We start from the raw sequence: 23,280 nt of genomic DNA on the forward strand, positions 1-23,280 counted from the left end.
TGCGCTTAAGAGGAAGTCGACGACGGACATTCGATGAACCGTAAAAATGTGATCCGGACGCTCACCGTGATCGCGGTGGTGCTGCTGCTGGGTTGGTCGTTCTACTACTTCAGTGACGACACTCGCGGCTACAAGCCCGTCGACACCTCGGTGGCGATGTCCCAAATCAGCAGCGACAACGTCAAAAGCGCGCAGATCGACGACCGTGAACAGCAGCTTCGCCTCGAACTGAAGAACGGCAACGGCGACACCGAGAACAGCGACAAGATCATCACCAAGTACCCGACCGGGTACGCAGTGCAGTTGTTCGACGCGCTCAGCGCCAAGAACGCCAAGATCAACACAGTTGTGAACCAGGGCAGCATGCTCGGCTCGCTGCTGATCTACCTACTTCCACTGCTGCTGCTCGTCGGCCTGTTCGTGATGTTCTCCCGCATGCAGAGCGGCGGCCGGATGGGCTTCGGCTTCGGTAAGTCGAAGGCCAAGCAGCTGTCCAAGGACATGCCGAAGACGACGTTCGCCGACGTGGCCGGTGTCGACGAGGCAGTCGAGGAACTCTACGAGATCAAGGATTTCCTGCAGAACCCGTCGCGCTACCAGGCGCTGGGCGCCAAGATCCCCAAGGGCGTGCTGCTCTACGGCCCGCCGGGCACCGGTAAGACGCTGCTCGCCCGTGCGGTCGCGGGGGAGGCCGGCGTTCCGTTCTTCACGATTTCCGGCTCTGACTTCGTCGAGATGTTCGTCGGTGTCGGCGCCTCCCGTGTGCGCGACCTGTTCGAGCAGGCCAAGCAGAACAGCCCGTGCATCATCTTCGTCGACGAGATCGACGCCGTCGGCCGTCAGCGTGGCGCCGGCCTCGGCGGTGGCCACGACGAACGCGAACAGACGCTGAACCAGCTGCTCGTCGAGATGGACGGGTTCGGCGACCGCGCCGGTGTCATCCTCATTGCCGCGACCAACCGGCCCGACATCCTGGACCCGGCGCTGCTGCGTCCTGGCCGCTTCGACCGTCAGATCCCGGTGTCCAATCCCGACCTCGCCGGCCGCAAGGCCGTGCTCAAGGTGCACTCGGCAGGCAAGCCGATGGCCGAGGGCGCCGATCTCGACGGGCTGGCCAAACGCACGGTCGGCATGTCCGGCGCGGACCTGGCCAACGTGATCAACGAGGCCGCGCTGCTGACCGCTCGTGAGAACGGCACCGTCATCACCGGTCCCGCGCTGGAGGAGGCGGTCGACCGCGTCGTGGGCGGGCCGCGCCGCAAGGGCCGCATCATCAGCGAGCACGAGAAGAAGATCACCGCCTATCACGAGGGCGGGCATACGCTCGCGGCATGGGCGATGCCCGACATCGAGCCGATTTACAAGGTGACGATTCTCGCCCGCGGTCGCACGGGCGGCCACGCCGTCGCGGTGCCCGAGGACGACAAGGGTCTGATGACCCGGTCGGAGATGATCGCGCGGCTGGTGTTCGCGATGGGCGGCCGGGCTGCCGAGGAGTTGGTGTTCCGCGAGCCGACGACCGGCGCGGTGTCCGACATCGAGCAGGCCACCAAGATCGCCCGCGCGATGGTCACCGAGTACGGCATGAGCTCCAAGCTCGGCGCCGTCCGCTACGGCACCGAACACGGAGACCCGTTCCTCGGCCGCACCATGGGCACACAGGCCGACTACAGCCACGAAGTCGCGCAGATCATCGACGATGAAGTACGCAAGCTCATCGAGGCCGCGCACACCGAGGCGTGGGAGATCCTCACCGAGTACCGCGATGTGCTGGACATCCTCGCCGGCGAGCTGCTGGAGAAGGAGACACTGCACCGCGCCGAGCTGCAGGCCATCTTCGAGGACGTCAAGAAGCGGCCGCGCCTGACCATGTTCGACGACTTCGGTGGTCGTGTCCCCTCCGACAAGCCTCCGATCAAGACACCGGGCGAGCTGGCGATCGAACGCGGCGAGCCCTGGCCGAAGCCGGTGCCCGAGCCCGCGTTCAAGACCGCGATCGCGCAGGCGTCCAGAGCCGCAGAAGCCACCAAGCTTGCCGAAGCGGGTAAGAACGGCACAAATGGCAACGGTGCCAATGGAACTGGCGGGCAAACGCAACCCGACTACGGCGCTCCAGCTGGATGGCACGCTCCGGGCTGGCCTCCGCCACCGAATCAGCAGCAACCACAACATCAGCAACCGCAGGGTTACTGGTATCCGCCACCGCCCCCACCCAATTGGCAACAGCAGCAGCCCTATCCGCCGTATCAGCAGCCCTACCCGCAGCCCGGCCACCCACCGCAGGGCGGCCAACCGAACCCGAATGATGAATCGGGGCAGGAGAACGGTCGGCACAACCCGCACGGCTGACAGGCTTGCAGGGTCACAGGAGGCTTCAATGACGCAGTCGCAGAACAACTCTGTCCAATTCGAACCCGTGGAGTTCGACCAGGCGCGCGCGGAGAAAGCTGTCCGCGAATTGCTGATCGCCGTGGGAGAGGACCCGGACCGGCACGGCCTCGAGGACACTCCGGCCAGGGTGGCGCGCGCCTACAAGGAGCTGTTCGCGGGCCTGTACACCGACCCGGACACAGTGCTGGACACCACCTTCGACGAACAGCATGACGAAATGGTGCTGGTCAAGCAGATACCGATGTACTCCACCTGCGAGCACCATCTGGTGTCGTTCCACGGTGTGGCGCACGTCGGCTACATACCCGGCGAGGACGGTCGCGTCACCGGGCTGTCGAAAATCGCACGGCTGGTTGATCTTTACGCCAAACGCCCACAGGTGCAAGAGCGACTGACCGCGCAGATCGCCGACGCGTTGATGCGCAAGCTGAATCCGCGGGGCGCCATCGTGGTGGTCGAGGCCGAGCACCTCTGCATGGCGATGCGCGGTGTCCGTAAGCCAGGCGCAATCACGACCACCTCTGCGGTGCGCGGACAGTTCAAGACCGACAGCGCATCCAGGTCGGAAGCACTGGATCTCATCCTGCGGAAGTGAGTTCACCGGTGCAGGTCATGGGGGTTGTGAACGTCACCGACGACTCCTTCTCCGATGGTGGCCTGTTCCTCGATCGTGACCGCGCCGTCGCCCACGGGCTGGCGCTGGCCGCCGAGGGTGCCTCGATCGTCGATGTCGGAGGCGAGTCGACGCGTCCCGGCGCCACGCGCATCGATCCGCAGGTCGAGACGGCACGCGTGGTTCCGGTAATCAAAGAGCTTGCCGGAGAGGGTCTTACCGTCAGCATCGACACCATGCACGCCGCAGTGGCACTGGCCGCGCTGGAAAGCGGCGCGAAGATCGTCAACGACGTGTCGGGTGGCCGCGCCGACCCCGCGATGGCTCCGCTGCTGGCCGACGCGAAAGTGCCGTGGGTGCTGATGCATTGGCGCTCGGTCGGCTCGACTCGGCCGCATGATGCGCCCGCATACGGCGATGTCGTCGCCGAGGTCCGCGACGAACTGATGGCCAGCGTCGACGCTGCGGTGGCTGCCGGGGTGGATCCGGTGAACGTGATCATTGATCCGGGCCTGGGTTTCGCCAAGACCGCAGAACACAATTGGGCGCTGTTGCGGGCGCTGCCCGAGCTCGTCGGCACCGGGGTGCCCGTGCTGGTCGGCGCGTCCCGCAAGCGCTTCCTCGGCTCGTTGCTCGCGGGCCCTGATGGTGAGGTGCGACCGCCCAACGGCAGAGAGACAGCGACGGCGGTGATCTCCGCGCTCGCCGGACTGCACGGAGCATGGGGTGTTCGGGTGCATGATGTGCGGGCGTCTGTCGATGCGGTGAAGGTGCTGGAGGCCTGGCGTGGCTGATCGGATCGAATTGCGCGGGTTGACTGTTCGCGGTCATCATGGGGTTTTCGAGCATGAGCGCCGCGACGGCCAGGACTTCGTCGTCGACATCACCGTATGGGTGGACCTGGCCGCTGCGGCCGCGAGCGATGACCTCGCTGACACGCTGGACTACGGGGTCCTGGCGCAGCGCGCCGCCGACATCGTCGCCGGACCGCCGCGCAACCTGATCGAGACCGTCGCCGGGGAGATCGCCGAGGGCGTCATGACCGACGAACGGGTGCACGCCGTCGAGGTGGTGGTGCACAAGCCCGCCGCGCCGATCCCGCTGACCTTCACCGACGTGGCGGTGGTGGCACGCCGGTCGCGACGCAACGGGCGGGGCAACCTATGACCTCAGTGGTGTTGTCCATCGGTTCGAACCTCGGTGACCGGCTGGCGCAACTTCAGTCGGTGGTCGACGGCCTCGGCGGCGCGCTGCGCGAGGTGTCACCGGTGTACGAGACCGATCCGTGGGGCGGCGTCGAACAGGGTGCCTTCCTCAACGCGGTGGTGCTCGCCGACGATCCCGCTCTCGACGCCCGGGGATGGTTGCGTCGCGCGCAGGAATTCGAACGGGCCGCCGCGCGCGTCCGCAACGAACGGTGGGGCCCGCGCACCCTCGACGTGGACCTCGTCATGTGCAGCGACGGCGGTCGCGAGATCATGTCGGCGGACGACGAGCTGACGTTGCCGCACCCGCTGGCGCATGAGCGCGCGTTCGTGCTTGTGCCGTGGCTCGCCGTCGATCCCGCAGCTGTGCTGACCGTCGCCGGTGAGCGGCGCTCGGTCGAGAAGCTGCTCGCCGAACTCGACGCCGCCGACCGCGACGGGGTGCGGTTGACCGACTCGGCGCTGCGCTGATGGGTCCCACCCGCAAGCGTGACCTCACCACCGCGACCGTGATCGCTGCGGTCGCGGCCTACCTGCTCGTGTTACTGCTGTACCGCTTTTTTCCGCCCATCACCCTCTTGTCGGGGGTGTCGTTGCTGCTGGTCGCGATGGCCGAGACGGGATGGGCCTTCTTTGTGCGGTCCAAGATCAACGAGGGCCACATCGGAGACGGTCCCGGCTGGCTTCATCCGCTCGCAGTCGCCAGATCCGTGTCGATCGCCAAGGCGTCGGCGTGGGTGGGTGCCGTGGTGCTCGGCTGGTGGCTGGGCGTGCTCGCGTACCTATTGCCGCGGCGCTCCACTTTGCGAGTCGCGGGCGAGGACACCGCCGGCGCGGTAGTGGCCGCTGTGTGTGCCCTTGCGCTGGTGGCCGCCGCGCTGTGGTTGCAGCATTGCTGCAAGTCTCCGCCAGAACCGCCAGACAACCCTGACGGCGCAACCGAGTAACTGAATTCAAGGGCCTACCAGCCGAATCGCCGAAGAGGTCGACACGCGAGGTGACCTGTGGCGGGTACAGTCGCCCCATGACCGAACCGACCCGCAGCGCCCGGCCTCGGCGCAGCGGGCGCCGGCCCGGTTGGGTGCTGTTGACGGTGTTGCTGGTGCTCGCCATCGGCTCCAGTTCAGCCCTCGTGTTCACCGACCGGGTGGAGTTACTGAAACTCGCTGTCATCCTGGCGCTCTGGGCCGCGGTGGTGGCGGCCTTCGTATCGGTCATCTACCGCAGGCAGAGCGATCTGGACCAGGCGAAGGTTCGCGATCTCAAGCTCGTCTACGACCTGCAGCTCGATCGTGAGATCTCCGCACGCAGGGAGTACGAACTGTCGGTGGAGTCGCAGCTGCGCCGCGAGCTGGTCTCGGAAATCCGCGCGCAGGCGGCCGATGAGGTAGCCGGTCTTCGCGCCGAGCTGGCCGCTCTGCGGGCCAACCTGGAAATCCTGTTCGACGCCGACCTGTCGCATCGGCCCGCGCTCGAGCACGACCGAACCAGCGCGCGGGTCACGGCCAGCCGCATCGACACCGAGGATCGCGAGGACACCGACTTCCGCACCGATGAAAGCCCGATCATTGACGTGCACGAGGAACCGCACCCGCCCGAATACGAATGGACGCCGCCCGACAACGCCGGTGGCGCGCATCGAAGGGGCGCGGAGGCCGAGCGGGAGAACCGTCGGTATGCCCCCAGTGCGCCCCCGCCACCGGTCCCGCCGCCGACGGAGAACGAGCGCACCACCCAATTCACTTGGCCGACAGGACAAGAGCCGCCGAAGCCACCCGAGCCCGTACCAGCTCCGCCCCCGCCGCCTCCACCACCTCCGCCTGCGCCTCCCGAGCCCGCTCCCGTCTCCGACTGGGAGCCCGCGCCCGCGGAGGGACGCTGGATTCCGGCCGGGACGCCGGGCAGCAACTGGGTCGCGCCCCCGCCCCCGCCCCCGCTCCCGCCGGAGCAGCCGGCCAACGGGACCGCCGGCGAGTACGTCGGCCGACGACGCGCACCCGCACCCGGCGCTCCGCATTCGCAGCCGGCGATGTCGACACCGCCGCCCGAGCTGCCCCGCCGCGGTCGGCACTCGGCGCCGCCGGAGGCTGTCGACCCCGGTAAGCCCCCCGCGCCGCCGACCCTGGCCACCGAATCGTCCGAGCCGCCACCGCACGCCGAGCCGGAGCCGACTGAGCCACCGCCGACGTCGCGGCGGCACCGCAGTTCCGACGATGAGACTACCGGCGGGCAGTCGGTGGCCGACCTGCTGGCGCGGCTGCAGGCAGCCCCGTCCGGGGGCGGTCGTCGCCGACGCCGCGACGAGTGAGTTAGGCTTTGTCGACCGTCCGGTACCCGCATCGCAGGACCGGAACGAAGAACTCTCGACATTCAGCGAGGTCGTCTGCGTGGTTTCAATGGGGACCCCCTCTGACGGATTCCGCCCGGCGCGGCTCACGATCGGCATCGTTTCCGCTGGTCGCGTGGGTACCGCCCTCGGCGTTGCCTTGGAGCGCGCCGAGCACGTCGTCGTCGGGTGCAGTGCCATATCGCGCGCGTCGCGCGAGCGCGCGCAGCGCCGGTTGCCCGACACTGCGGTGCTGCCGGTCGACGAGGTCGCCGGACGCGCTGAACTGCTACTGCTCGCAGTGCCCGACGCGGCCCTGGCCGGACTGGTCTCCGGGCTCGCGGCGACGGGCGCCGTTCGTCCGGGCACGATCGTGGCGCACACGTCGGGCGCCAACGGCATCGGCCTGCTGGCTCCGCTGACCGAACAGGACTGCATACCGCTGGCCATTCACCCGGCCATGACCTTCACCGGCGGTGACGAGGACATCGCGCGTCTGCCCGAGGCGTGTTTCGGGGTAACTGCGGCCGACGAAGTCGGATACGCGATCGCCCAATCGCTGGTGCTGGAGATCGGCGGCGAGCCGTTCCGTATTCGCGAAGACGCCCGGACGCTGTATCACGCTGCGTTGGCGCATGCGAGCAATCACCTCGTCACCGTGGTACTCGACGCGGTCGAGGCGCTGCGCTCCGCACTGTGGGGCCAGGAACTGCTCGGCCAGGAGCTCATCGGTGAGGCACCCGGCGGCATCGCCGAGCGAGTCGTCGGTCCACTGGCACGAGCGTCGTTGGAGAACGCACTGGTGCGCGGCCAGGGTGCGCTGACGGGTCCGGTCGCGCGCGGTGATGCGGACGCGGTCGCGCGCCATTTGGAGGCGCTGACAGAATCCGATCCCCATCTGGCACAGGCGTATCGGGCCATTTCATTACGGACCGCGCAGCGTGCGCACGCCCCCGACGAGGTGTTCGCAGTGCTTGGATCGAAGCGATGATCACGACCCCTAAGCCACAGTTCAACGCGGGTGAGCTCAACGTCTACTCGTCGCCGCGGGACGTCTCCGACGTCACCAAGGCGCTTCGGGCGACTGGACGCAGGGTGATGCTGGTGCCGACCATGGGCGCGCTGCACGAGGGCCACCTCACCCTGATCCGTTCTGCCAAGCGAGTCCAGGGTGCAGTCGTCGTGGTGTCGATCTTCGTGAACCCCTTGCAATTCGGTGCGAACGAGGACCTCGACGCATACCCGCGCACGCTTGACGCCGACCTCGCCGCGCTACGCGAGGAACGTGTTGACATCGTGTTCACGCCGACGGCCGCCGACATGTACCCCGACGGCATGCGCACCTCAGTCCACCCGGGCCCGCTCGGCGCGGAGCTCGAAGGTGCCGCGAGGCCAACACATTTCGCCGGAGTTCTGACGGTCGTGCTCAAATTGCTCAACATCGTGCACCCGGATCGCGCATTCTTCGGCGAGAAGGACTACCAGCAGCTGACGCTGATCCGGCAGATGGCCGTAGACCTCGATCTCGGTATCCAGATCGTCGGCGTGCCGATCGTGCGTGAACCCGACGGCCTCGCGCTGTCGTCTCGCAACCGTTACCTCACTGACGTCGAACGTGAACAGGCAGGCGCACTTTCGGCGGCGCTGCTCGCGGGGATGTACGGGGCCGGTGAGGGTTCGGCGGCCGCGCTGGACGCTGCCCGCGCTGTACTTGACGAGGTGCCCGCCATCGACCTGGACTACCTCGAGGTGCGTGACCCGATGATGGGCCCCGCTCCCTCGGTGGGGATGGCGCGAATGCTGGTCGCGGGCCGACTGGGACGAACCCGACTTCTGGACAACATCGCCATCGACATCGGAATGCCGTCCGGCAACGGTCCGGATGTCGAATACGACGAACACGAATTGCCGTGGAGGAATTGATGTTACGAACAATGCTGAAGTCCAAGATCCACCGCGCGACGGTGACGCAGGCCGATCTGCACTACGTCGGCTCGGTCACAATCGATGCCGACCTGATGGATGCGGCCGACCTGCTGGAGGGTGAGCAGGTGACGATCGTGGACATCGAAAATGGGGCGCGCCTGGTGACCTATGCGATCACCGGTGAACGCGGCAGCGGCGTGATTGGGATCAACGGCGCCGCAGCACATCTGGTGCATCCCGGCGACCTGGTGATCCTGATCGCCTACGGCACGATGGAGGACGCCGAGGCGCGTGAGTATCAGCCGCGGGTGGTCTTCGTCGACACGGACAACAAGCAGATCGATCTCGGTCACGACGCTGCCTACGTGCCGGCCGATGCGGCCGAGCTGATGTCGCCACGGTGAGCAGGAACGAAGTGACCCCAGAATCGGTGGAGTAGACCGTGCTGCTCGCAATCGACGTTCGCAACACCCACACCGTCGTCGGACTGGTGTCGGGTTCTGGCGACCACGCAAAAGTTGTGCACCACTGGCGGATACGCACCGAGTCAGAGGTGACCGCCGACGAGTTGGCATTGACGATCGACGGCCTGATCGGCGATGACGCCGAGCAACTCACCGGCGCCGCGGGATTGTCCACCGTGCCCTCGGTGCTGCATGAGGTGCGCCTGATGCTCGAGCAGTACTGGCCGTCGGTGCCGCATGTGCTCATCGAGCCGGGTGTGCGCACCGGAGTCCCGCTGTTGGTCGACAACCCCAAGGAGGTTGGCGCAGACCGTATCGTCAACTGTCTGTCCGCCTTTCATAAGTACGGCACCGCGGCCATCGTTGTCGATTTCGGCTCGTCGATCTGCGTTGACGTGGTTTCGGCCAAGGGAGAGTTTCTCGGCGGCGCCATCGCCCCCGGCGTACAGGTGTCGTCCGACGCGGCGGCGGAACGTTCAGCCGCGTTGCGTCGCGTCGAGCTGACCCGGCCGCGATCGGTCGTCGGCAAGAACACCGTCGAGTGCATGCAGGCCGGAGCGGTGTTCGGATTCGCGGGCCTGGTGGACGGATTGGTGAACCGAATCCGCGCCGACATCGACGGTTTCGACGGTGACGACGTCACGGTGGTGGCCACCGGGCACGGAGCACCCCTGGTGCTGCCGGATGTGCACACCGTCGAGCATTACGACCAGCACTTGACCCTCGACGGTCTGCGGCTGGTGTTCGAGCGCAACCGCGACAGCCAGCGGGGTCGGCTGAAGCAGGCCCGCTAGCCCACGGGATAGGAAAATCTATCCCGTTCACAGGTGAATGCTGGCCTCCCCACGATTACGGAATGACGGCGAGAGCACGAGGATTTCATCCGACGCTCCGCAAACATCCAAACGATCGAAGGGACACCAAATGACCATCAAGCACACCACCGCGGCAATCACGTTCCGGCGAGCTGTCGGCGCTGTCATCGGCGCGGCAGCATTGAGCACCGTGTTCGCGGGTGCCGCGGGCGCCACGATCGACGGTCCACGCCCCAGCCCCAATGGCCCATGCTCGACCATCGGCTCTTGTATGCCCCCGAAGGGTCCGGAGGCGCCGGCGCCACCCTCGCCCGGCCCGGAAACCGTCCTGCCCTCGCCCGATAAAGGTGGCTGCAAGGGGATGATCTGCTTCCCTTGATCCAGGTCTAGAAGAACGTCCGGATCAGGTCGACGACGTGACCGTCCCCGTCGAGCACGGGGATCATCGGCCACTTGTCGAAAACCGTGCACGGATGGCTGATTCCGAACTCCACCCAGTCGCCGACCGCCGCATCGTCCCCGTTGAGTCGCAGATACGCGTGCTGGTCGTTGAGCTTGACGACGTGTGCGGTCGACAAGCTGTGCGGGACCGGCAGGTCTTGGTCGAAGGACACGTCGCGACGGCCCAGCGTAAGCACCGCGAGGTCGGTTTCGGGACGCGACACCACCTGCGCCCACACCCGCAATGCCGACTGCAGCTCCCCGCGCAGCGGAGACGTACGGCGGTACAGACCGTCGTCGTGCGTCAGATAGCACCCGCTGCGCAGGATCGTGCGCACCCGCAGATCGGCGGGCCACCGGGTGAGCGTGTCGGCGACCATGTCGAAATACGTGCTGCCGCCCGCCGTCGTGATGATGTCGTCGGTTTCCATGATCGGCGCCAGCCGCAGCAGTGCGGCCCGCACGTCGGCCAGATACGCACGAACACCGGCGACGGTCTCGGCGCCCAGGTCGTGCCCCAGCGCCGCTTCGTAGCCGGCTACGCCGACCAAGCGCAGCCGGGGGGACGACGTGACGGCACGGGCCACCGCGTCGACGCCGTCCGCGTCGCGGCACCCCGTGCGCCCACCCGGCATGCCGACCTCCACGCAGACGTCCACCGGCCGCACCGCGCCCGCCGCCGTCAGTCCCGCCGTCATCAGCTCGACGCCGCGCAGAGAGTCGACCCAGCACACCAGGGTGAAGTCGGCGTCGGCGTCGAGTTCTGCGGCCAGCCAGTGCAGCGCAGCCGGGTCGACCAGCTCATTGGCAAGGACGACGTCGCGCACACCAAACGCGCGGAAGATCCGGACCTGGCTGATGGTGGCCGCCGTGACCGCGCACGCACCCGCCGCCAACTGACGGGCCAGCAGCTGAGGTGACATATGCGTCTTGCCGTGGGGCGCGAGCTCCACCCCTCGGTCGTCACACCACTTCGCCATCGTGGCGAGGTTCGCCGACAGAGCGTCCGCGAGCAGCACACAGACCGGGCCGACGGCTCCGTCACCGCCGGCTGAGCCGGCGATCCCGCCTTCGAACAGAGGAGGTGACTCTGCGCACACGTCGGCGGGTGTGCGACCCCACCACGTTGCAGGCAGGCCTTTGAACCGCCAGTCCAGCGGGTCCAAGGCAAGTGCCGCGACGGCTGCTGCGTTGATGGGCGCGGTCATGAGTTGATTTAAGCTGGCCTGTCGTGACCGCACCTGATCCGCCCGAAGCCGACATCCCCGAGCAGTACAGGATCCGTCAGGGCAAGCGGGAACGTCTGCTGGCCGAAGGGCGCGATCCGTATCCCGTCGAGGTCGCTCGCACGCACACTCTCGCCGAGATCCGCGAGACCTACCCTGACCTGGAGGCCAACGCCGAGACCGGACTGATCGTCGGTGTCGCGGGCCGCGTCATGTTCGCCCGCAATTCCGGAAAGCTGTGTTTCGCGTCATTGCAGGAGGGCGACGGCACGCAACTGCAGGTCATGATCAGCCTCGACAAGGTCGGTCAGGAATCGCTGGACGCATGGAAGGCCGATGTCGACCTCGGCGACATTGTTTTTGTTCACGGCGAGGTAATCAGCTCGCGGCGCGGTGAACTTTCCGTGCTCGCCGATTTCTGGCAGATCGTGTCGAAGTCCCTGCGGCCACTTCCCGTTGCACACAAAGAGATGAGCGAAGAGTCGCGGGTTCGGCAACGCTATGTCGATCTGATCGTGCGCCCGGAGGCCCGCACCATCGCGCGCCAGCGCGTCGCCGTGGTTCGCGCTGTGCGCTCGGCACTGGAACGACGCGGTTTCCTCGAGGTCGAGACGCCGATGCTGCAGACGCTGGCCGGTGGTGCTGCCGCGCGCCCATTCGTCACGCACTCCAATGCGCTCGACACGGATCTGTACCTTCGTATCGCTCCGGAGCTTTTCCTGAAGCGTTGCTTGGTCGGCGGATTCGAGCGGGTCTTCGAGTTGAATCGCAACTTTCGAAACGAGGGCGCGGATTCGACGCATTCACCGGAATTCGCGATGCTCGAGACATATCAGGCGTACGGCACGTACGACGATTCCGCAGTCGTCACCAGAGAGATAATTCAGGAGGTCGCTGACGAGGCGATCGGCACCAGAAAGGTCCCATTGCCTGATGGCAGTGTCTACGATCTCGACGGCGAATGGCAGTCAATACAAATGTATTCATCGCTGTCGGAAGCGCTTGGTGAAGAGATCACTCCGGATACACCTGCCGATCACTTATGGGCGATCGCCGACAGGTTGGATGTCGAGATTCCGCGCGATCGCGGCTATGGACACGGGAAATTGGTCGAGGAACTGTGGGAGCACACGGTGGGAAACTCGCTGTGGGCCCCCACCTTCGTCAGGGACTTTCCCGTCGAAACGACCCCATTGACTCGTGAACACCGCAGCATCGCCGGCGTCACCGAGAAATGGGACCTTTATGTGCGGCGCTTCGAGCTCGCGACTGGTTACTCCGAACTCATCGACCCAGTTATCCAACGCGAAAGGTTCGAAGCGCAAGCGCGCGCGGCGGCTGCGGGTGATGACGAGGCAATGGCTCTAGATGAGGATTTCCTCGCCGCCCTGGAGTATGCGATGCCGCCCTCGACCGGCACCGGAATGGGTATCGATAGATTGTTGATGGCTTTGACGGGACTGTCGATTCGGGACACAGTTCTGTTCCCGATAGTTCGACGTCAAGGCATGTGATCTAAGCCGAAGTTGCCCGATTTACCATCTTGTTTGAATGGTGTGTTTTACTGTGGCACATTAGGTCGGGGGATCACAGGCTTATCAATTCATCAAGGTTGTTGCCGAGAAGGGCAGAGTGGGCTAATGGCCAAGAAAGTGACCGTCACGCTGGTCGATGATTTCGACGGCGAGGGCGCAGCAGACGAGACGGTTGAATTCGGGCTCGACGGCGTCAGCTACGAGATCGATCTTTCTTCGAAAAATGCCACCAAGCTGCGAAATGACCTCAAGCAATGGGTCGAGGCGGGACGCCGGGTCGGCGGCCGCCGACGCGGTCGCTCAGCAGGTTCCGGCCGTGGTCGGGCTGCGATCGACCGCGAGCAGAGCGCCGCGATTCGGGACTGGGCCCGGCGCAACGGACACAATGTGTCCACCCGTGGACGAATTCCGGCAGACGTCATCGACGCATTTCATGCGGCAACGTAAATAATTCACGCGGTGGAATAGTTCACACGTTCGCTGGCGGCGAAGCCCGCAGCAGCGATCTGCGGAAACAATCACGTCGCCCGGGCGTTGAAACTCGATAGCACCCGGGGACGAGCCACCGCACGCGTTGGTGGTGCCCCTGTCCGCTTAGAGCAGACCGGGAGGCGGGGCACCTGGGTCCGTCGCCCATTAGAGTGGATGGCAGGTGCGGCGCACTTAATCAAGTGCAAGGCGCCGAGTCTATTGATGGAGAGCAGGTAACCACCGATGTTCGAGAGATTCACCGACCGTGCCCGCAGGGTCGTCGTCCTGGCTCAAGAAGAGGCCCGGATGCTCAACCACAACTACATCGGAACCGAGCACATCCTCCTTGGGCTCATTCATGAGGGGGAAGGCGTAGCCGCCAAGTCGCTGGAGTCACTGGGCATTTCGCTCGAGGGCGTGCGCAGCCAGGTCGAGGAGATCATCGGCCAGGGCCAGCAGGCGCCGTCCGGCCATATTCCGTTCACACCCCGCGCCAAGAAGGTGCTTGAACTGTCGCTGCGCGAGGCGCTGCAGCTCGGTCACAACTACATCGGCACCGAGCACATCCTGCTCGGCCTGATTCGTGAGGGCGAGGGCGTCGCCGCCCAGGTCCTCGTGAAGCTGGGCGCCGAGTTGACCCGGGTGCGTCAGCAGGTGATCCAGCTGCTGAGCGGATACCAGGGCAAGGAGACCGCGGAAGCCGGTACCGGTGGCCGTGGCGGCGAGGCGGGCAACCCGTCGACGTCGCTGGTCCTCGACCAGTTCGGCCGCAACCTCACCGCCGCCGCGATGGAAGGCAAGCTCGATCCGGTCATCGGCCGTGAGAAGGAAATCGAGCGGGTCATGCAGGTGCTGAGCCGCCGCACCAAGAACAACCCGGTGCTGATCGGCGAGCCGGGCGTCGGCAAGACCGCGGTCGTCGAGGGTCTGGCGCAGGCGATCGTTCACGGCGAGGTCCCCGAGACGCTGAAGGACAAGCAGCTCTACACACTTGACCTCGGCTCACTGGTCGCCGGCAGCCGCTACCGCGGTGACTTCGAAGAACGCCTCAAGAAGGTGCTCAAGGAAATCAACACCCGCGGCGACATCATCCTGTTCATCGACGAGCTGCACACGCTCGTCGGTGCGGGTGCCGCCGAGGGCGCCATCGACGCGGCGTCGATCCTGAAGCCGAAGCTGGCCCGTGGCGAGCTGCAGACCATCGGCGCCACCACCCTCGACGAGTACCGCAAGTACATCGAGAAGGACGCCGCGCTGGAGCGTCGCTTCCAGCCGGTGCAGGTCGGCGAGCCGACGGTCGAGCACACCATCGAGATCCTCAAGGGACTGCGCGATCGTTACGAGGCGCATCACCGGGTTTCGATCACCGATCCCGCTATCGTGGCCGCGGCCACCCTGGCCGACCGCTACATCAACGACCGGTTCCTGCCGGACAAGGCGATCGACCTGATCGACGAGGCCGGTGCGCGGATGCGCATCCGCCGGATGACCGCTCCGCCGGACCTGCGCGAGTTCGACGAGAAGATCGCCGAGGCGCGTCGCGAGAAGGAATCCGCGATCGACGCTCAGGACTTCGAGAAGGCCGCCAGCCTGCGCGACAAGGAGAAGCAACTTGTCGCGCAGCGTGCCGAGCGTGAAAAGCAGTGGCGCTCAGGTGATCTCGACGTCGTGGCCGAGGTCGACGACGAGCAGATCGCCGAGGTACTCGGCAACTGGACCGGCATCCCCGTGTTCAAGCTGACCGAGGAGGAGACCACTCGGCTGCTGCGCATGGAGGACGAGCTGCACAAGCGGATCATCGGCCAGGAGGACGCCGTCAAGGCCGTCTCCAAGGCGATCCGGCGTACCCGCGCGGGTCTGAAGGATCCCAAGCGGCCGTCGGGCTCGTTCATCTTCGCCGGCCCGTCCGGTGTCGGTAAGACCGAGCTGTCCAAGGCGCTGGCCAACTTCCTGTTCGGCGACGACGACGCGCTCATCCAGATCGACATGGGTGAGTTCCACGACCGCTTCACCGCCTCGCGGCTGTTCGGTGCCCCTCCGGGCTACGTCGGCTACGAGGAGGGCGGCCAGCTCACCGAGAAGGTGCGCCGCAAGCCGTTCTCCGTGGTGCTGTTCGATGAGATCGAGAAGGCCCATCAGGAGATCTACAACAGCCTGTTGCAGGTCCTCGAGGATGGCCGTTTGACCGACGGTCAGGGTCGCACGGTGGACTTCAAGAACACCGTGCTGATCTTCACCTCGAACCTCGGCACGTCCGACATCTCCAAGGCGGTTGGGCTCGGCTTCACCCAGGGTGGCGGCGAGAACAACTACGAGCGGATGAAGCAGAAGGTCAACGACGAGCTGAAGAAGCACTTCAGGCCGGAGTTCCTCAACCGCATCGACGACATCATCGTCTTCCACCAGTTGACTCGCGACGAGATCATCAAGATGGTCGACCTGATGATCGGCCGGGTGGAGAAGCAGCTCAAGGGCAAGGACATGGCCATGGAGCTGACCGACAAGGCCAAGTCCCTGTTGGCCAAGCGCGGGTTCGACCCCGTGCTCGGCGCGCGGCCGCTGCGTCGCACCATCCAGCGTGAGATCGAGGACCAGCTGTCCGAGAAGATCCTCTTCGAGGAAGTCGGTCCCGGTCAGCTCGTGACCGTCGACGTCGACAACTGGGACGGCGAAGGCTCGGGCGAGGATGCGGTCTTCACCTTCAAGGGCAGCAAGAAGCCGGCGAAGGTGGAGGAGCCTGCAGACCTGGCGCAGGCCGGTGCTGCTGGCGCGACAAGCACCGAGTAATTCGAACGACACGCGAAGGCCCCGAAACCATTGGTTTCGGGGCCTTCGTGTTGCCGTCTTTGTTTCGAATGCATGTCCTCCTGTCCCGAACGGTGGACCGTCTGCTTAGGATGCTGGTGTAATCGACGGGCGAAGGAATCTGGTGAGAGTCCAGAACGGTCGCGCCACTGTTAAGTCAGACCCGACGTCCGTCGTCAACCCTTGGTACATGCACGGCTCGCCGTGCGAAAGCTGGGACGCGAAATCCCGGGAAGGACCTGACAATGACATCTCCACAGGCCCGCACATCGCGGGCGACGCCGATCGACTTCTCCGCCACCAAGGCGGCGGTCTGGCTGACCCTCACGGCGTTCTTCGCTCTGCTGGTCATCTATTTCATCGGAATGGACCAGGGCGCCACGTCGGTGTTCGGTAGCAACACGATGGTTCATGAGTTCGTCCACGACGCCCGGCATCTGCTCGGCTTCCCCTGCCACTGATCGCGCAGAGGGAACCCACAAACAATGGAAAAGCAGATTATTTGGCGTGGCTTGCTGGCCGGCGCCGCCGCGGGAGTGCTGTCGTTCATCTTCTCCCGGATTTTCATCGAGCCTGTCATCGACAAGGCAATCGGTTATGAAGACGGCATTGGTGCGGCGCACGAAGCTTTGTCCGGGGCCGCAGGCGGACATGATCACGGCGGCGGCGAAGGCGGATTCGAGGGTTTCACCCGCGCTGTGCAGATGAACATCGGCATGGGGCTCGGCGTGCTGCTGTTCAGCATCGCCATCGGGGCGTTGTTCGCCGTCGTGTTTGCGGTCGCCTACGGCCGGGTGGGCAACATCTCGGCGCGACTGACGTCTTTGTACGTGGCGGGCGGCATGCTGCTCAGCCTGTTCGTCGTGCCCGCGCTGAAGTATCCGCCGAGCCCTCCCGCGCTCAGCCTCGACGAGACCATCCGTCAACGCACCCTGCTGTACCTGCTGATGGTCGCGCTGTCCGCGGCGCTCCTGGTCGCAGCGGTATATCTGGGCCGTCGTCTCAACGAGAAACTCGGCGCCTGGAACGCGGCACTGGCGGCCGCGGGTGCCTACGTCGCGGCGTCGGCGATCGTGATGCTCGTGCTGCCGACCATCGACGAGACACCGGGTCCGCTGCTCGACGACGCGGGCAACATCGTCTACGAAGGCTTCCCGGCCGACCTGCTCTACGACTTCCGGCTGTACTCGCTCGGGAACCAGCTGATCATCTACGCGACGATCGGATTGGTCTTCGGAGCGATGGCGGCAAAGCTGTTGGGCGATAAGCAACGGGACACCGTTTCGGTGTGAGTGAGGTCGTCCGGCTGACCCTCGTATCGCATGCCATGACCGATGCGATGGCAGCCGGGCGGTTTCCCACCGACGAGCCGCTGAACGCCGTCGGTCACCGTCAGGTCGACGCCTCGACGGAACTCGGTGTCGCCGAACGCGCCTACTGCGGGCCCGAGAAACGGTCCAGGCAAACAGCGGAACTGCTTGGCCTGCAGGCAAGTATCGACACTCGACTGGCCGACCTGGACTGCGGTCGCTGGCGAGGAGATGTCCTCGCCCACGTGGATCCCGCGGACTTGGCGATCTGGCTGACGGACCCGACGCGCGCACCGCATGGCGGCGAGTCCGTTGTCGATCTGATCGAGCGGGTGAGGGCCTGGATGGAATCGCTCACCGCCGACCGGGCCCGGTTGGTCGCCGTCACCCATCCGTCCGTGATCCGTGCGGCGATCGTCATCGCGCTTGACGCACCACCGAAGTCGTTCTGGCGCATCGACATTGCGCCGGCGAGCCGGACGATCATGCATTTTCGTGGGCACGCCTGGACGCTACGGTCGAACAACTAACCCATCAGAGCACAATGTCGGCCTGAGAGCGTGGCCGTGCATATATAGCCGCGGCAGCGCTGTCAGCACGACATTGCGTCGGCGTCCGAGGCGAGGGTGACACTAGCCCATCGGGATCAAGTCAAATGTCTTGTGCGCGACCGACAACAGCCAGCCCGCGGCGGTCTGACTGCGAAAGCGGGGCCAGTTCAACTGGAAGCTAACCACCCAGGGCTGGCCGGTGCGGTCCACCGCGTACCAACTGAATGTCAGGTCCCCCGGCAGGTTTCCGCCCTTGGCGCCGATATAGGGCCACTGCGACTCGTCGAGCGAGATACCGGGAACGGCCGAGAGGATGTCCCGCACCGGAGCGGCTTCACCGACAGCGGCGGCCTGCAACGCGGCATGTACGCGACAGATATCGGATGCGCTGCCGTACCACTCTGCGCCGTACTCGGATGCAGGCGTTCCAGTGCGAACCGGATCTGGTTGGAACGGACGGGAATTCGTCTGCTCCAATAGTTGGGCGCGAACCTGTGGCGAAGCCTGCTTCCATTGCTCACGGAGGTCCGGCTGGCCCCAGCCGATTGAAAACAGTTCGTGCATGGTCGGGAACGGCGTCATGCTCGCCGGGTCGTGATGACCCGCGGTGACCAGAGCACGTTCGACGGCGCCGGGGCCAAGCCGCTCGATCAGCAGATCGGTCGCCATGTTGTCGCTCGCCGAGATCATTTCCTGGGCGGCCTTGCGCACGGACACCTGCGCCCCGGGCGGAAGCTCCTGCAGGCCGGCCGATCCGACGGCTTTCGCTTCTTTGGTGATGGTGAGTGGGTCGGTCCATTCGAGGGTGCCGGCCTGCACGGCTTCCGCAACCGCAAGCAGCACATAGAGTTTGAAGATCGACGCCAGCGGCAGCGACAGCTCGGTGTTGGTGCCCGCGACCGTAGTGCACTTCCCAGCCGGACCGCTCAAGTCGACCTTCGAGACTAGGTAGGAGTACCGCGCGTCCGTCTTCGACAGTTCGGTGTCGATGTCCTGCCACGTGTTGATCACGGGTTCCTGCAGCGACACCTCGAAACGATCGACGAGGCCGGCATCATTGGTGCGTAGCGAAATATCCTGTGCGACACCGTAGGACGTCAGGACGTGCATGGTGGCATGCCCGGCTCCGATGTCGATACCGGCGACGGTGATCGGGCGGTCCAACCACAGGTTGCCCATGGCGGACGTGACTCCGTTGACCTGGTCAGGGGCGGCCAGCGTGCGCACCCCGACCGTGCCGATGGGCCATTCGGAGTTGAGCATGTCGATGGTCTGCTTGGCGCGCAGGCCGGGTGGGGTGTTGATCTCGATGGGCACGCCATAGCTCGCGTCCGCCGCGGGCACCGGCGTCGCGGTATTGGTACAGCCGGTAACCACCGCGACGACGACCGCGACGGCGAGCAGCGGGCCCGCCGCCCGGCGCGCCTTACTTACTGGTGCCAGCAACGTCCAGGACAACCTCGAACTCGAGCAGCGATGCGCCGGTGGCAACGGGGTTGGCAGCCTGTCCCTTGTGCGCCTCGATGGCGGGGCCCGTCGCCCACGCCTGGAATGCCTCCTCGGACTCCCACTGGGTCACCACGAAGTAGCGGTCTTCACCCTTGATCGGGCGCAGCAGCTGGAAGCCCAGGAAGCCGGGCTGGTTGTCGACGGCGTGCGCGCGGTGCGCGAACCGCTTCTCCAACTCAGGCCCTGCGTCGGGCGGTACCTCGATTGCGTTGATCTTCACCACGGGCATGTCGCTAGGTTACCGTGCGGACCCATGGCCCCTGACCTGCTGACGCCCCGAGGCGGAACCGGTGAGCCGCTGGTCCTCGTGCACGGTCTGATGGGCCGGGGCAGCACGTGGTCACGGCAGCTGCCATGGCTCGCCCGGCTGGGCCGGGTGTACACGTACGACGCGCCGTGGCACCGCGGGCGCGATGTCGAGGATCCTTATCCGATCAGCACCGAGCGCTTCGTCGCCGACCTCGGTGAGGCCATCGAGGCGCTCGGCGCCCCGGCTGTCATGGTCGGGCACTCGATGGGTGCACTGCACTCGTGGTGTCTCGCCGCGAGCCGGCCCGACCTGGTGCGTGCACTCGTCATCGAGGACATGGCTCCGGACTTCCGGGGCCGTACCACCGGCCCGTGGGAACCCTGGCTCCACGCGCTGCCGGTCGAATTCGACACAGCGCAAAGGGTTTACGACGAGTTCGGACCCGTCGCCGGGCAGTACTTCCTCGAGGCGTTCGACAAGACCGATACCGGTTGGCGACTGCATGGGCATACGAAGACGTGGATCGAGATCGCGGCCGAGTGGGGGACTCGCGACTACTGGCGGCAGTGGTCGATGGTGCGCGCACCCGCACTGCTCATAGAGGCGGGCAACTCTGTGACGCCGCCGGGGCAGATGCTCACTATGGCGGAGTCCGGTCAGCGGACGACGTATCTGCACGTGCCCGGAGCCGGTCACCTGATCCACGACGATGCGCCGCAGATCTATCAAGACGCCGTCGAGTCGTTTCTAGCGACCCTCGCTCATCGACCCTGACGCAGGCCAGAATGGATGCTGCTCGAAGCGCGTCCGCACCGCGTCCACATCATGGTCGATGCGGAATGCGTCGCGGTCGTCAGCCAGATCAGGACTGAAGAACCGTCCGGACATCGGGCCTGCCATCCGGAATTGGTCGAGCCGAAGCCGCAGGGAGCCGGTGCGATGTGCGGCCCAGCTGAGGGTCACTGCCACCGCCAAGGGGGCGATCAGGATGAGGAACGTCAGTGCAGTGGTCATGGCAGTAATGCTCCGCTCACATATATTCCGCCAACAGTGGCAGGAAGGACACCTTGCGATAAAATGCTGCCATGGCATTGAAAAGCGTATCGGCGCTGGTGCTGGACCGTCTAGCGATTTTTGAGTTCGGCGTGATCTGCGAGGTCTTCGGAATCGACCGCTCCGGAGACGGGGTACCGAACTTTGATTTCAAGGTCTGCGGGCCGGAGCCGGGCAAGCCGCTGCGGACCTCGGTCGGCGCGACGATCATCCCCGATCACGGCCTCGATGACCTCATTGGCGCGGATCTGGTGGCCATCCCGGCGATCGGCGGATCGGAGTACCTGCCCGAAGCGCTCGAGGCCGTGAAGGCCGCCGCCGAGTCCGGGTCGATCATCCTCACGGTCTGCTCGGGCGCGTTCGTCGCGGGCGCCGCCGGACTCCTCGACGGCAGGCCGTGCACCACGCACTGGATGCACGCCGACGACCTGGCTCATCAGTATCCGACCGCGCAAGTCGACCGCAATGTGTTGTTTGTCGACGACGGGAATCTGATCACCAGCGCGGGCACCGCTGCCGGCATCGATGCGTGTCTTCATCTGGTCCGCCGCGAACTCGGCAGTGAGGTCACCAACAAGATCGCGCGCCGGATGGTGGTGCCCCCGCAACGCGACGGCGGTCAACGTCAGTACATCGATCAGCCGATACCGGTGCGGTGCTCGGAACGTTTCGCGCCGCAACTGGACTGGATTCTCGCCAACCTCGACCAGCCGCACACCGTCGCGACACTGGCGACGCGCGCGCACATGTCGGCCCGCACGTTCGCGCGCCGGTTCGTCGAGGAGACCGGTCGCACACCGATGCAATGGGTCACCGATCAGCGTGTGCTCTATGCCCGCACCCTGCTCGAGGAGTCCGATCTGGACATCGACCGTATTGCCGAGCGGTCCGGCTTCGGCACAGCCACCCTCCTGCGTCACCACTTCCGTCGCATCATCGGGGTGACGCCGTCAGACTATCGACGCCGGTTCTGCTGCAACGACTCTGGCGACTCCGACGATGACGAAGCTGCCACCGCCTAGACAGCGTCGCGCACCAGCGCATACACCCGCCAGCGGCCCGGCACTCCCTTGAGATCGTGCTCGCCGCGGTCGTCGAATGCGTGTCGCGATCCCGTGACGATCTCGCGGACAGTCGAGGACACCAGGACCTCACTCGGTCCCGCCAGCGCAGACACCCGCGCACCGATGTGCACGGCCATTCCAGCGATGTCGTCACCACGCACCTCGACCTCGCCCGCGTGGATACCGGCACGGATTTCGATGCCGAGCGCCCCGACGGCATCGACGATCGCGGAGGCACATTGAATGGCCGCACTGGGGCTGGGAAACATGGCGACGAAGCCGTCGCCAACCGTGTTCACCTCAATGCCGCGGAACCGCTCGAGCTCGCGCCGCACGAGGGTGTCGTGGTTGTCGAGCAGGCCATGCCATCGGTCGTCGCCCAGAGCGGCCGCGCGCTGCGTCGAGGAGACGATGTCGGTGAAAACGATTGTGGTCAGCACTCGTTCGAAATCCGCACCACCGCGGATTCCTGTGATCAACTCTTCGATCTCGTCGATGATGGGTCCGCTGTCGCCGACCCAGTACAGCGAGTCCGCGCCGGGCAATTCGACATAACGGGCACCCGCGATGTGTTCGGCCAGATAGCGACCATGTCCGACGGGGACGAACGCCGTATCCCGGCGGTGCAGCACCAGCGTCGGCGCCGTGATGTGTGGCAGCTTGTCGCGCACATCGGCCTCGACCAGCGCCTGACTCGATCTGCGGGCCATGCTTGGTGACGCCGCGCGATTGCCCGCCGCGTCCCACCAGGTCCGAAACGCGACGTTGTCGGCAACCGACGGTGCAAGGTAGGCGAGCACGTCGAAGCCCTGCTCGACGGCGTCGGGTTCGACTGCGACCGTGGTGAAGCGGCTCGCCGCGGTGGTGCGGGATCCCACCTCGTAGTCCGGCGCCCACAGCGCCCGCGCGGCGCCGTTGACGATCACCAGGTTGGACACCCGCTCTGGCCGGTCACCGGCCAGAAACAGCGCACTCATCGCCGAGAACCCCGTTGCGAATATCGTCGCCTGCTCGGAACCGACGGCGTCCATCACCGCGACGACGTCCTCGGCCCAGCAGGCCGGGGTGATCTTGTCGGAGCCGATGCGCGACGACATGCCCATGCCGCGGTGGTCGAATCTGATCAGCCTGCAGAACGACGAAAGTCGCCGGTGGAAGCGGTACATCGACGGCTCGGCGTCGATGGAGTCGATCGGGATGAAGGGCCCCGGCATCACCACGACGTCGGTTGGTCCGTCCCCGAGGACCTGGTATGCGATGTCCAAATCGCCACGCGATGCGTAGCGAGTTCGCGGCGCCCCCGAACCGGTCACAGCCACATGACC

General features: G+C 65.7%; 25 protein-coding genes. 20 read left to right on the forward strand and 5 right to left on the reverse strand.

What is annotated here, in order from left to right; translation table 11 throughout:
* Positions 1-33 precede the first annotated feature (33 nt).
* From ftsH to ACIA48_RS20430, 12 genes are all read left to right on the forward strand, one after another.
* On the forward strand, positions 34-2,349 hold the full coding sequence (gene ftsH, locus ACIA48_RS20375; protein ID WP_396735488.1) for an ATP-dependent zinc metalloprotease FtsH: 2,316 nt from the start codon (positions 34-36) through the stop codon (positions 2,347-2,349).
* A 28-nt stretch (positions 2,350-2,377) separates the two neighbouring features.
* Positions 2,378-2,986 (forward strand): GTP cyclohydrolase I FolE, encoded by a 609-nt coding sequence (gene folE / locus ACIA48_RS20380; protein ID WP_396735490.1) that lies wholly within the window; start codon positions 2,378-2,380, stop codon positions 2,984-2,986.
* A gap of 17 nt (positions 2,987-3,003) precedes the next feature.
* Entirely contained in the window at positions 3,004-3,798 is a 795-nt protein-coding gene (gene folP / locus ACIA48_RS20385; protein WP_396736805.1) for a dihydropteroate synthase, read from the forward strand.
* Positions 3,791-4,171: a dihydroneopterin aldolase gene (gene folB / locus ACIA48_RS20390; protein ID WP_396735493.1), complete on the forward strand. Its 381-nt coding sequence runs from the start codon at positions 3,791-3,793 to the stop codon at positions 4,169-4,171. The genes folP and folB overlap by 8 nt, the downstream gene beginning before the upstream one ends.
* Positions 4,168-4,680, forward strand: a complete 513-nt coding sequence (gene folK, locus ACIA48_RS20395) for a 2-amino-4-hydroxy-6-hydroxymethyldihydropteridine diphosphokinase (RefSeq protein ID WP_396735496.1) — start codon at positions 4,168-4,170, stop codon at positions 4,678-4,680. Before folB ends, folK begins: the two co-directional genes overlap by 4 nt.
* Positions 4,680-5,156 (forward strand): DUF3180 domain-containing protein, encoded by a 477-nt coding sequence (locus ACIA48_RS20400; RefSeq protein WP_396735499.1) that lies wholly within the window; start codon positions 4,680-4,682, stop codon positions 5,154-5,156. The genes folK and ACIA48_RS20400 overlap by 1 nt, the downstream gene beginning before the upstream one ends.
* Positions 5,157-5,233: 77 nt before the next feature.
* Positions 5,234-6,517 (forward strand): DUF6779 domain-containing protein, encoded by a 1,284-nt coding sequence (locus ACIA48_RS20405; protein WP_396735502.1) that lies wholly within the window; start codon positions 5,234-5,236, stop codon positions 6,515-6,517.
* Between the two features lie 88 nt (positions 6,518-6,605).
* On the forward strand, positions 6,606-7,526 hold the full coding sequence (locus ACIA48_RS20410; protein ID WP_396735505.1) for a Rossmann-like and DUF2520 domain-containing protein: 921 nt from the start codon (positions 6,606-6,608) through the stop codon (positions 7,524-7,526).
* The gene (gene panC / locus ACIA48_RS20415; protein WP_396735508.1) at positions 7,523-8,458 is read left to right on the forward strand and encodes a pantoate--beta-alanine ligase; all 936 of its coding nucleotides are present in this window, start codon (positions 7,523-7,525) and stop codon (positions 8,456-8,458) included. The genes ACIA48_RS20410 and panC overlap by 4 nt, the downstream gene beginning before the upstream one ends.
* Complete coding sequence (gene panD, locus ACIA48_RS20420; RefSeq protein ID WP_396735510.1) at positions 8,458-8,865, forward strand: aspartate 1-decarboxylase; 408 nt, start codon at positions 8,458-8,460, stop codon at positions 8,863-8,865. The genes panC and panD overlap by 1 nt, the downstream gene beginning before the upstream one ends.
* A gap of 38 nt (positions 8,866-8,903) precedes the next feature.
* A complete protein-coding gene (locus tag ACIA48_RS20425; RefSeq protein ID WP_396735512.1) occupies positions 8,904-9,719 on the forward strand; it encodes a type III pantothenate kinase in 816 nt (271 codons plus the stop codon).
* A 130-nt stretch (positions 9,720-9,849) separates the two neighbouring features.
* On the forward strand, positions 9,850-10,119 hold the full coding sequence (locus tag ACIA48_RS20430; protein WP_396735515.1) for a hypothetical protein: 270 nt from the start codon (positions 9,850-9,852) through the stop codon (positions 10,117-10,119).
* 7 nt (positions 10,120-10,126) lie between these two features.
* Here the strand turns inward: ACIA48_RS20430 and ACIA48_RS20435 are convergent, their stop codons facing one another.
* Positions 10,127-11,389: an alanine racemase gene (locus ACIA48_RS20435; protein WP_396735517.1), complete on the reverse strand. Its 1,263-nt coding sequence runs from the start codon at positions 11,387-11,389 to the stop codon at positions 10,127-10,129.
* Between the two features lie 23 nt (positions 11,390-11,412).
* Here ACIA48_RS20435 and lysS point away from each other — a divergent pair, with 23 nt between their 5' ends.
* The 6 genes from lysS to ACIA48_RS20465 all read left to right on the forward strand — a co-directional run bounded on the left by lysS (position 11,413) and on the right by ACIA48_RS20465 (position 18,058).
* Complete coding sequence (gene lysS / locus ACIA48_RS20440; RefSeq protein ID WP_396735519.1) at positions 11,413-12,921, forward strand: lysine--tRNA ligase; 1,509 nt, start codon at positions 11,413-11,415, stop codon at positions 12,919-12,921.
* A gap of 126 nt (positions 12,922-13,047) precedes the next feature.
* Positions 13,048-13,389 (forward strand): histone-like nucleoid-structuring protein Lsr2, encoded by a 342-nt coding sequence (lsr2, locus tag ACIA48_RS20445; protein ID WP_396735522.1) that lies wholly within the window; start codon positions 13,048-13,050, stop codon positions 13,387-13,389.
* A gap of 267 nt (positions 13,390-13,656) precedes the next feature.
* The gene (gene clpC1 / locus ACIA48_RS20450) at positions 13,657-16,200 is read left to right on the forward strand and encodes an ATP-dependent protease ATP-binding subunit ClpC (protein ID WP_396735525.1); all 2,544 of its coding nucleotides are present in this window, start codon (positions 13,657-13,659) and stop codon (positions 16,198-16,200) included.
* Between the two features lie 263 nt (positions 16,201-16,463).
* Positions 16,464-16,679 carry a CbtB domain-containing protein gene (locus ACIA48_RS20455; RefSeq protein ID WP_396735528.1) on the forward strand — a complete coding sequence of 72 codons (216 nt, stop codon included), beginning with the start codon at positions 16,464-16,466 and terminating at the stop codon, positions 16,677-16,679.
* 24 nt (positions 16,680-16,703) lie between these two features.
* The gene (locus ACIA48_RS20460; RefSeq protein WP_396735531.1) at positions 16,704-17,510 is read left to right on the forward strand and encodes a CbtA family protein; all 807 of its coding nucleotides are present in this window, start codon (positions 16,704-16,706) and stop codon (positions 17,508-17,510) included.
* Positions 17,507-18,058 (forward strand): histidine phosphatase family protein, encoded by a 552-nt coding sequence (locus ACIA48_RS20465; RefSeq protein WP_396735534.1) that lies wholly within the window; start codon positions 17,507-17,509, stop codon positions 18,056-18,058. The genes ACIA48_RS20460 and ACIA48_RS20465 overlap by 4 nt, the downstream gene beginning before the upstream one ends.
* Positions 18,059-18,160: 102 nt before the next feature.
* On the opposite strand, the gene ACIA48_RS20470 is transcribed toward ACIA48_RS20465, so the two are convergent.
* Complete coding sequence (locus ACIA48_RS20470) at positions 18,161-19,570, reverse strand: serine hydrolase (protein ID WP_396735537.1); 1,410 nt, start codon at positions 19,568-19,570, stop codon at positions 18,161-18,163.
* Positions 19,506-19,817, reverse strand: coding sequence for a mycobilin-forming heme oxygenase MhuD (mhuD, locus tag ACIA48_RS20475; protein WP_396735539.1), 312 nt, complete (start codon positions 19,815-19,817; stop codon positions 19,506-19,508). Before mhuD ends, ACIA48_RS20470 begins: the two co-directional genes overlap by 65 nt.
* Positions 19,818-19,841: 24 nt before the next feature.
* Between mhuD and ACIA48_RS20480 the strand changes: the two genes are divergently transcribed.
* Complete coding sequence (locus ACIA48_RS20480; RefSeq protein ID WP_396735542.1) at positions 19,842-20,612, forward strand: alpha/beta fold hydrolase; 771 nt, start codon at positions 19,842-19,844, stop codon at positions 20,610-20,612.
* Here the strand turns inward: ACIA48_RS20480 and ACIA48_RS20485 are convergent.
* Positions 20,586-20,852 (reverse strand): hypothetical protein, encoded by a 267-nt coding sequence (locus tag ACIA48_RS20485; RefSeq protein WP_396735545.1) that lies wholly within the window; start codon positions 20,850-20,852, stop codon positions 20,586-20,588. The genes ACIA48_RS20480 and ACIA48_RS20485 overlap by 27 nt on opposite strands.
* 71 nt (positions 20,853-20,923) lie before the next feature.
* On the opposite strand from ACIA48_RS20485, the gene ACIA48_RS20490 reads away from it, so the two are divergent.
* Positions 20,924-21,913, forward strand: coding sequence for a helix-turn-helix domain-containing protein (locus tag ACIA48_RS20490; protein ID WP_396735548.1), 990 nt, complete (start codon positions 20,924-20,926; stop codon positions 21,911-21,913).
* Here the strand turns inward: ACIA48_RS20490 and ACIA48_RS20495 are convergent.
* The gene (locus ACIA48_RS20495; protein ID WP_396735551.1) at positions 21,910-23,274 is read right to left on the reverse strand and encodes an alpha/beta fold hydrolase; all 1,365 of its coding nucleotides are present in this window, start codon (positions 23,272-23,274) and stop codon (positions 21,910-21,912) included. The genes ACIA48_RS20490 and ACIA48_RS20495 overlap by 4 nt on opposite strands.
* Between the last annotated feature and the right edge of the window lie 6 nt (positions 23,275-23,280).

It is taken from the genome of Mycobacterium sp. NPDC051804 (assembly GCF_044452905.1).
GTDB lineage: Bacteria > Actinomycetota > Actinomycetes > Mycobacteriales > Mycobacteriaceae > Mycobacterium.

Excerpts from the sequence above, each read along its gene's own strand:
- ftsH (WP_396735488.1), top strand. The coding sequence starts at position 34 with ATGAACCGTAAAAATGTGATCCGGACGCTCACCGTGATCGCGGTGGTG.
- folE (WP_396735490.1), top strand. The coding sequence starts at position 2,378 with ATGACGCAGTCGCAGAACAACTCTGTCCAATTCGAACCCGTGGAGTTC.
- folP (WP_396736805.1), top strand. The coding sequence starts at position 3,004 with ATGGGGGTTGTGAACGTCACCGACGACTCCTTCTCCGATGGTGGCCTG.
- folK (WP_396735496.1), top strand. The coding sequence starts at position 4,168 with ATGACCTCAGTGGTGTTGTCCATCGGTTCGAACCTCGGTGACCGGCTG.
- ACIA48_RS20400 (WP_396735499.1), top strand. The coding sequence starts at position 4,680 with ATGGGTCCCACCCGCAAGCGTGACCTCACCACCGCGACCGTGATCGCT.
- ACIA48_RS20405 (WP_396735502.1), top strand. The coding sequence starts at position 5,234 with ATGACCGAACCGACCCGCAGCGCCCGGCCTCGGCGCAGCGGGCGCCGG.
- ACIA48_RS20410 (WP_396735505.1), top strand. The coding sequence starts at position 6,606 with ATGGGGACCCCCTCTGACGGATTCCGCCCGGCGCGGCTCACGATCGGC.
- panC (WP_396735508.1), top strand. The coding sequence starts at position 7,523 with ATGATCACGACCCCTAAGCCACAGTTCAACGCGGGTGAGCTCAACGTC.
- panD (WP_396735510.1), top strand. The coding sequence starts at position 8,458 with ATGTTACGAACAATGCTGAAGTCCAAGATCCACCGCGCGACGGTGACG.
- ACIA48_RS20430 (WP_396735515.1), top strand. The coding sequence starts at position 9,850 with ATGACCATCAAGCACACCACCGCGGCAATCACGTTCCGGCGAGCTGTC.
- ACIA48_RS20435 (WP_396735517.1), bottom strand. The coding sequence starts at position 11,389 with ATGACCGCGCCCATCAACGCAGCAGCCGTCGCGGCACTTGCCTTGGAC.
- lsr2 (WP_396735522.1), top strand. The coding sequence starts at position 13,048 with ATGGCCAAGAAAGTGACCGTCACGCTGGTCGATGATTTCGACGGCGAG.
- clpC1 (WP_396735525.1), top strand. The coding sequence starts at position 13,657 with ATGTTCGAGAGATTCACCGACCGTGCCCGCAGGGTCGTCGTCCTGGCT.
- ACIA48_RS20455 (WP_396735528.1), top strand. The coding sequence starts at position 16,464 with ATGACATCTCCACAGGCCCGCACATCGCGGGCGACGCCGATCGACTTC.
- ACIA48_RS20460 (WP_396735531.1), top strand. The coding sequence starts at position 16,704 with ATGGAAAAGCAGATTATTTGGCGTGGCTTGCTGGCCGGCGCCGCCGCG.
- mhuD (WP_396735539.1), bottom strand. The coding sequence starts at position 19,817 with ATGCCCGTGGTGAAGATCAACGCAATCGAGGTACCGCCCGACGCAGGG.
- ACIA48_RS20480 (WP_396735542.1), top strand. The coding sequence starts at position 19,842 with ATGGCCCCTGACCTGCTGACGCCCCGAGGCGGAACCGGTGAGCCGCTG.
- ACIA48_RS20485 (WP_396735545.1), bottom strand. The coding sequence starts at position 20,852 with ATGACCACTGCACTGACGTTCCTCATCCTGATCGCCCCCTTGGCGGTG.
- ACIA48_RS20490 (WP_396735548.1), top strand. The coding sequence starts at position 20,924 with ATGGCATTGAAAAGCGTATCGGCGCTGGTGCTGGACCGTCTAGCGATT.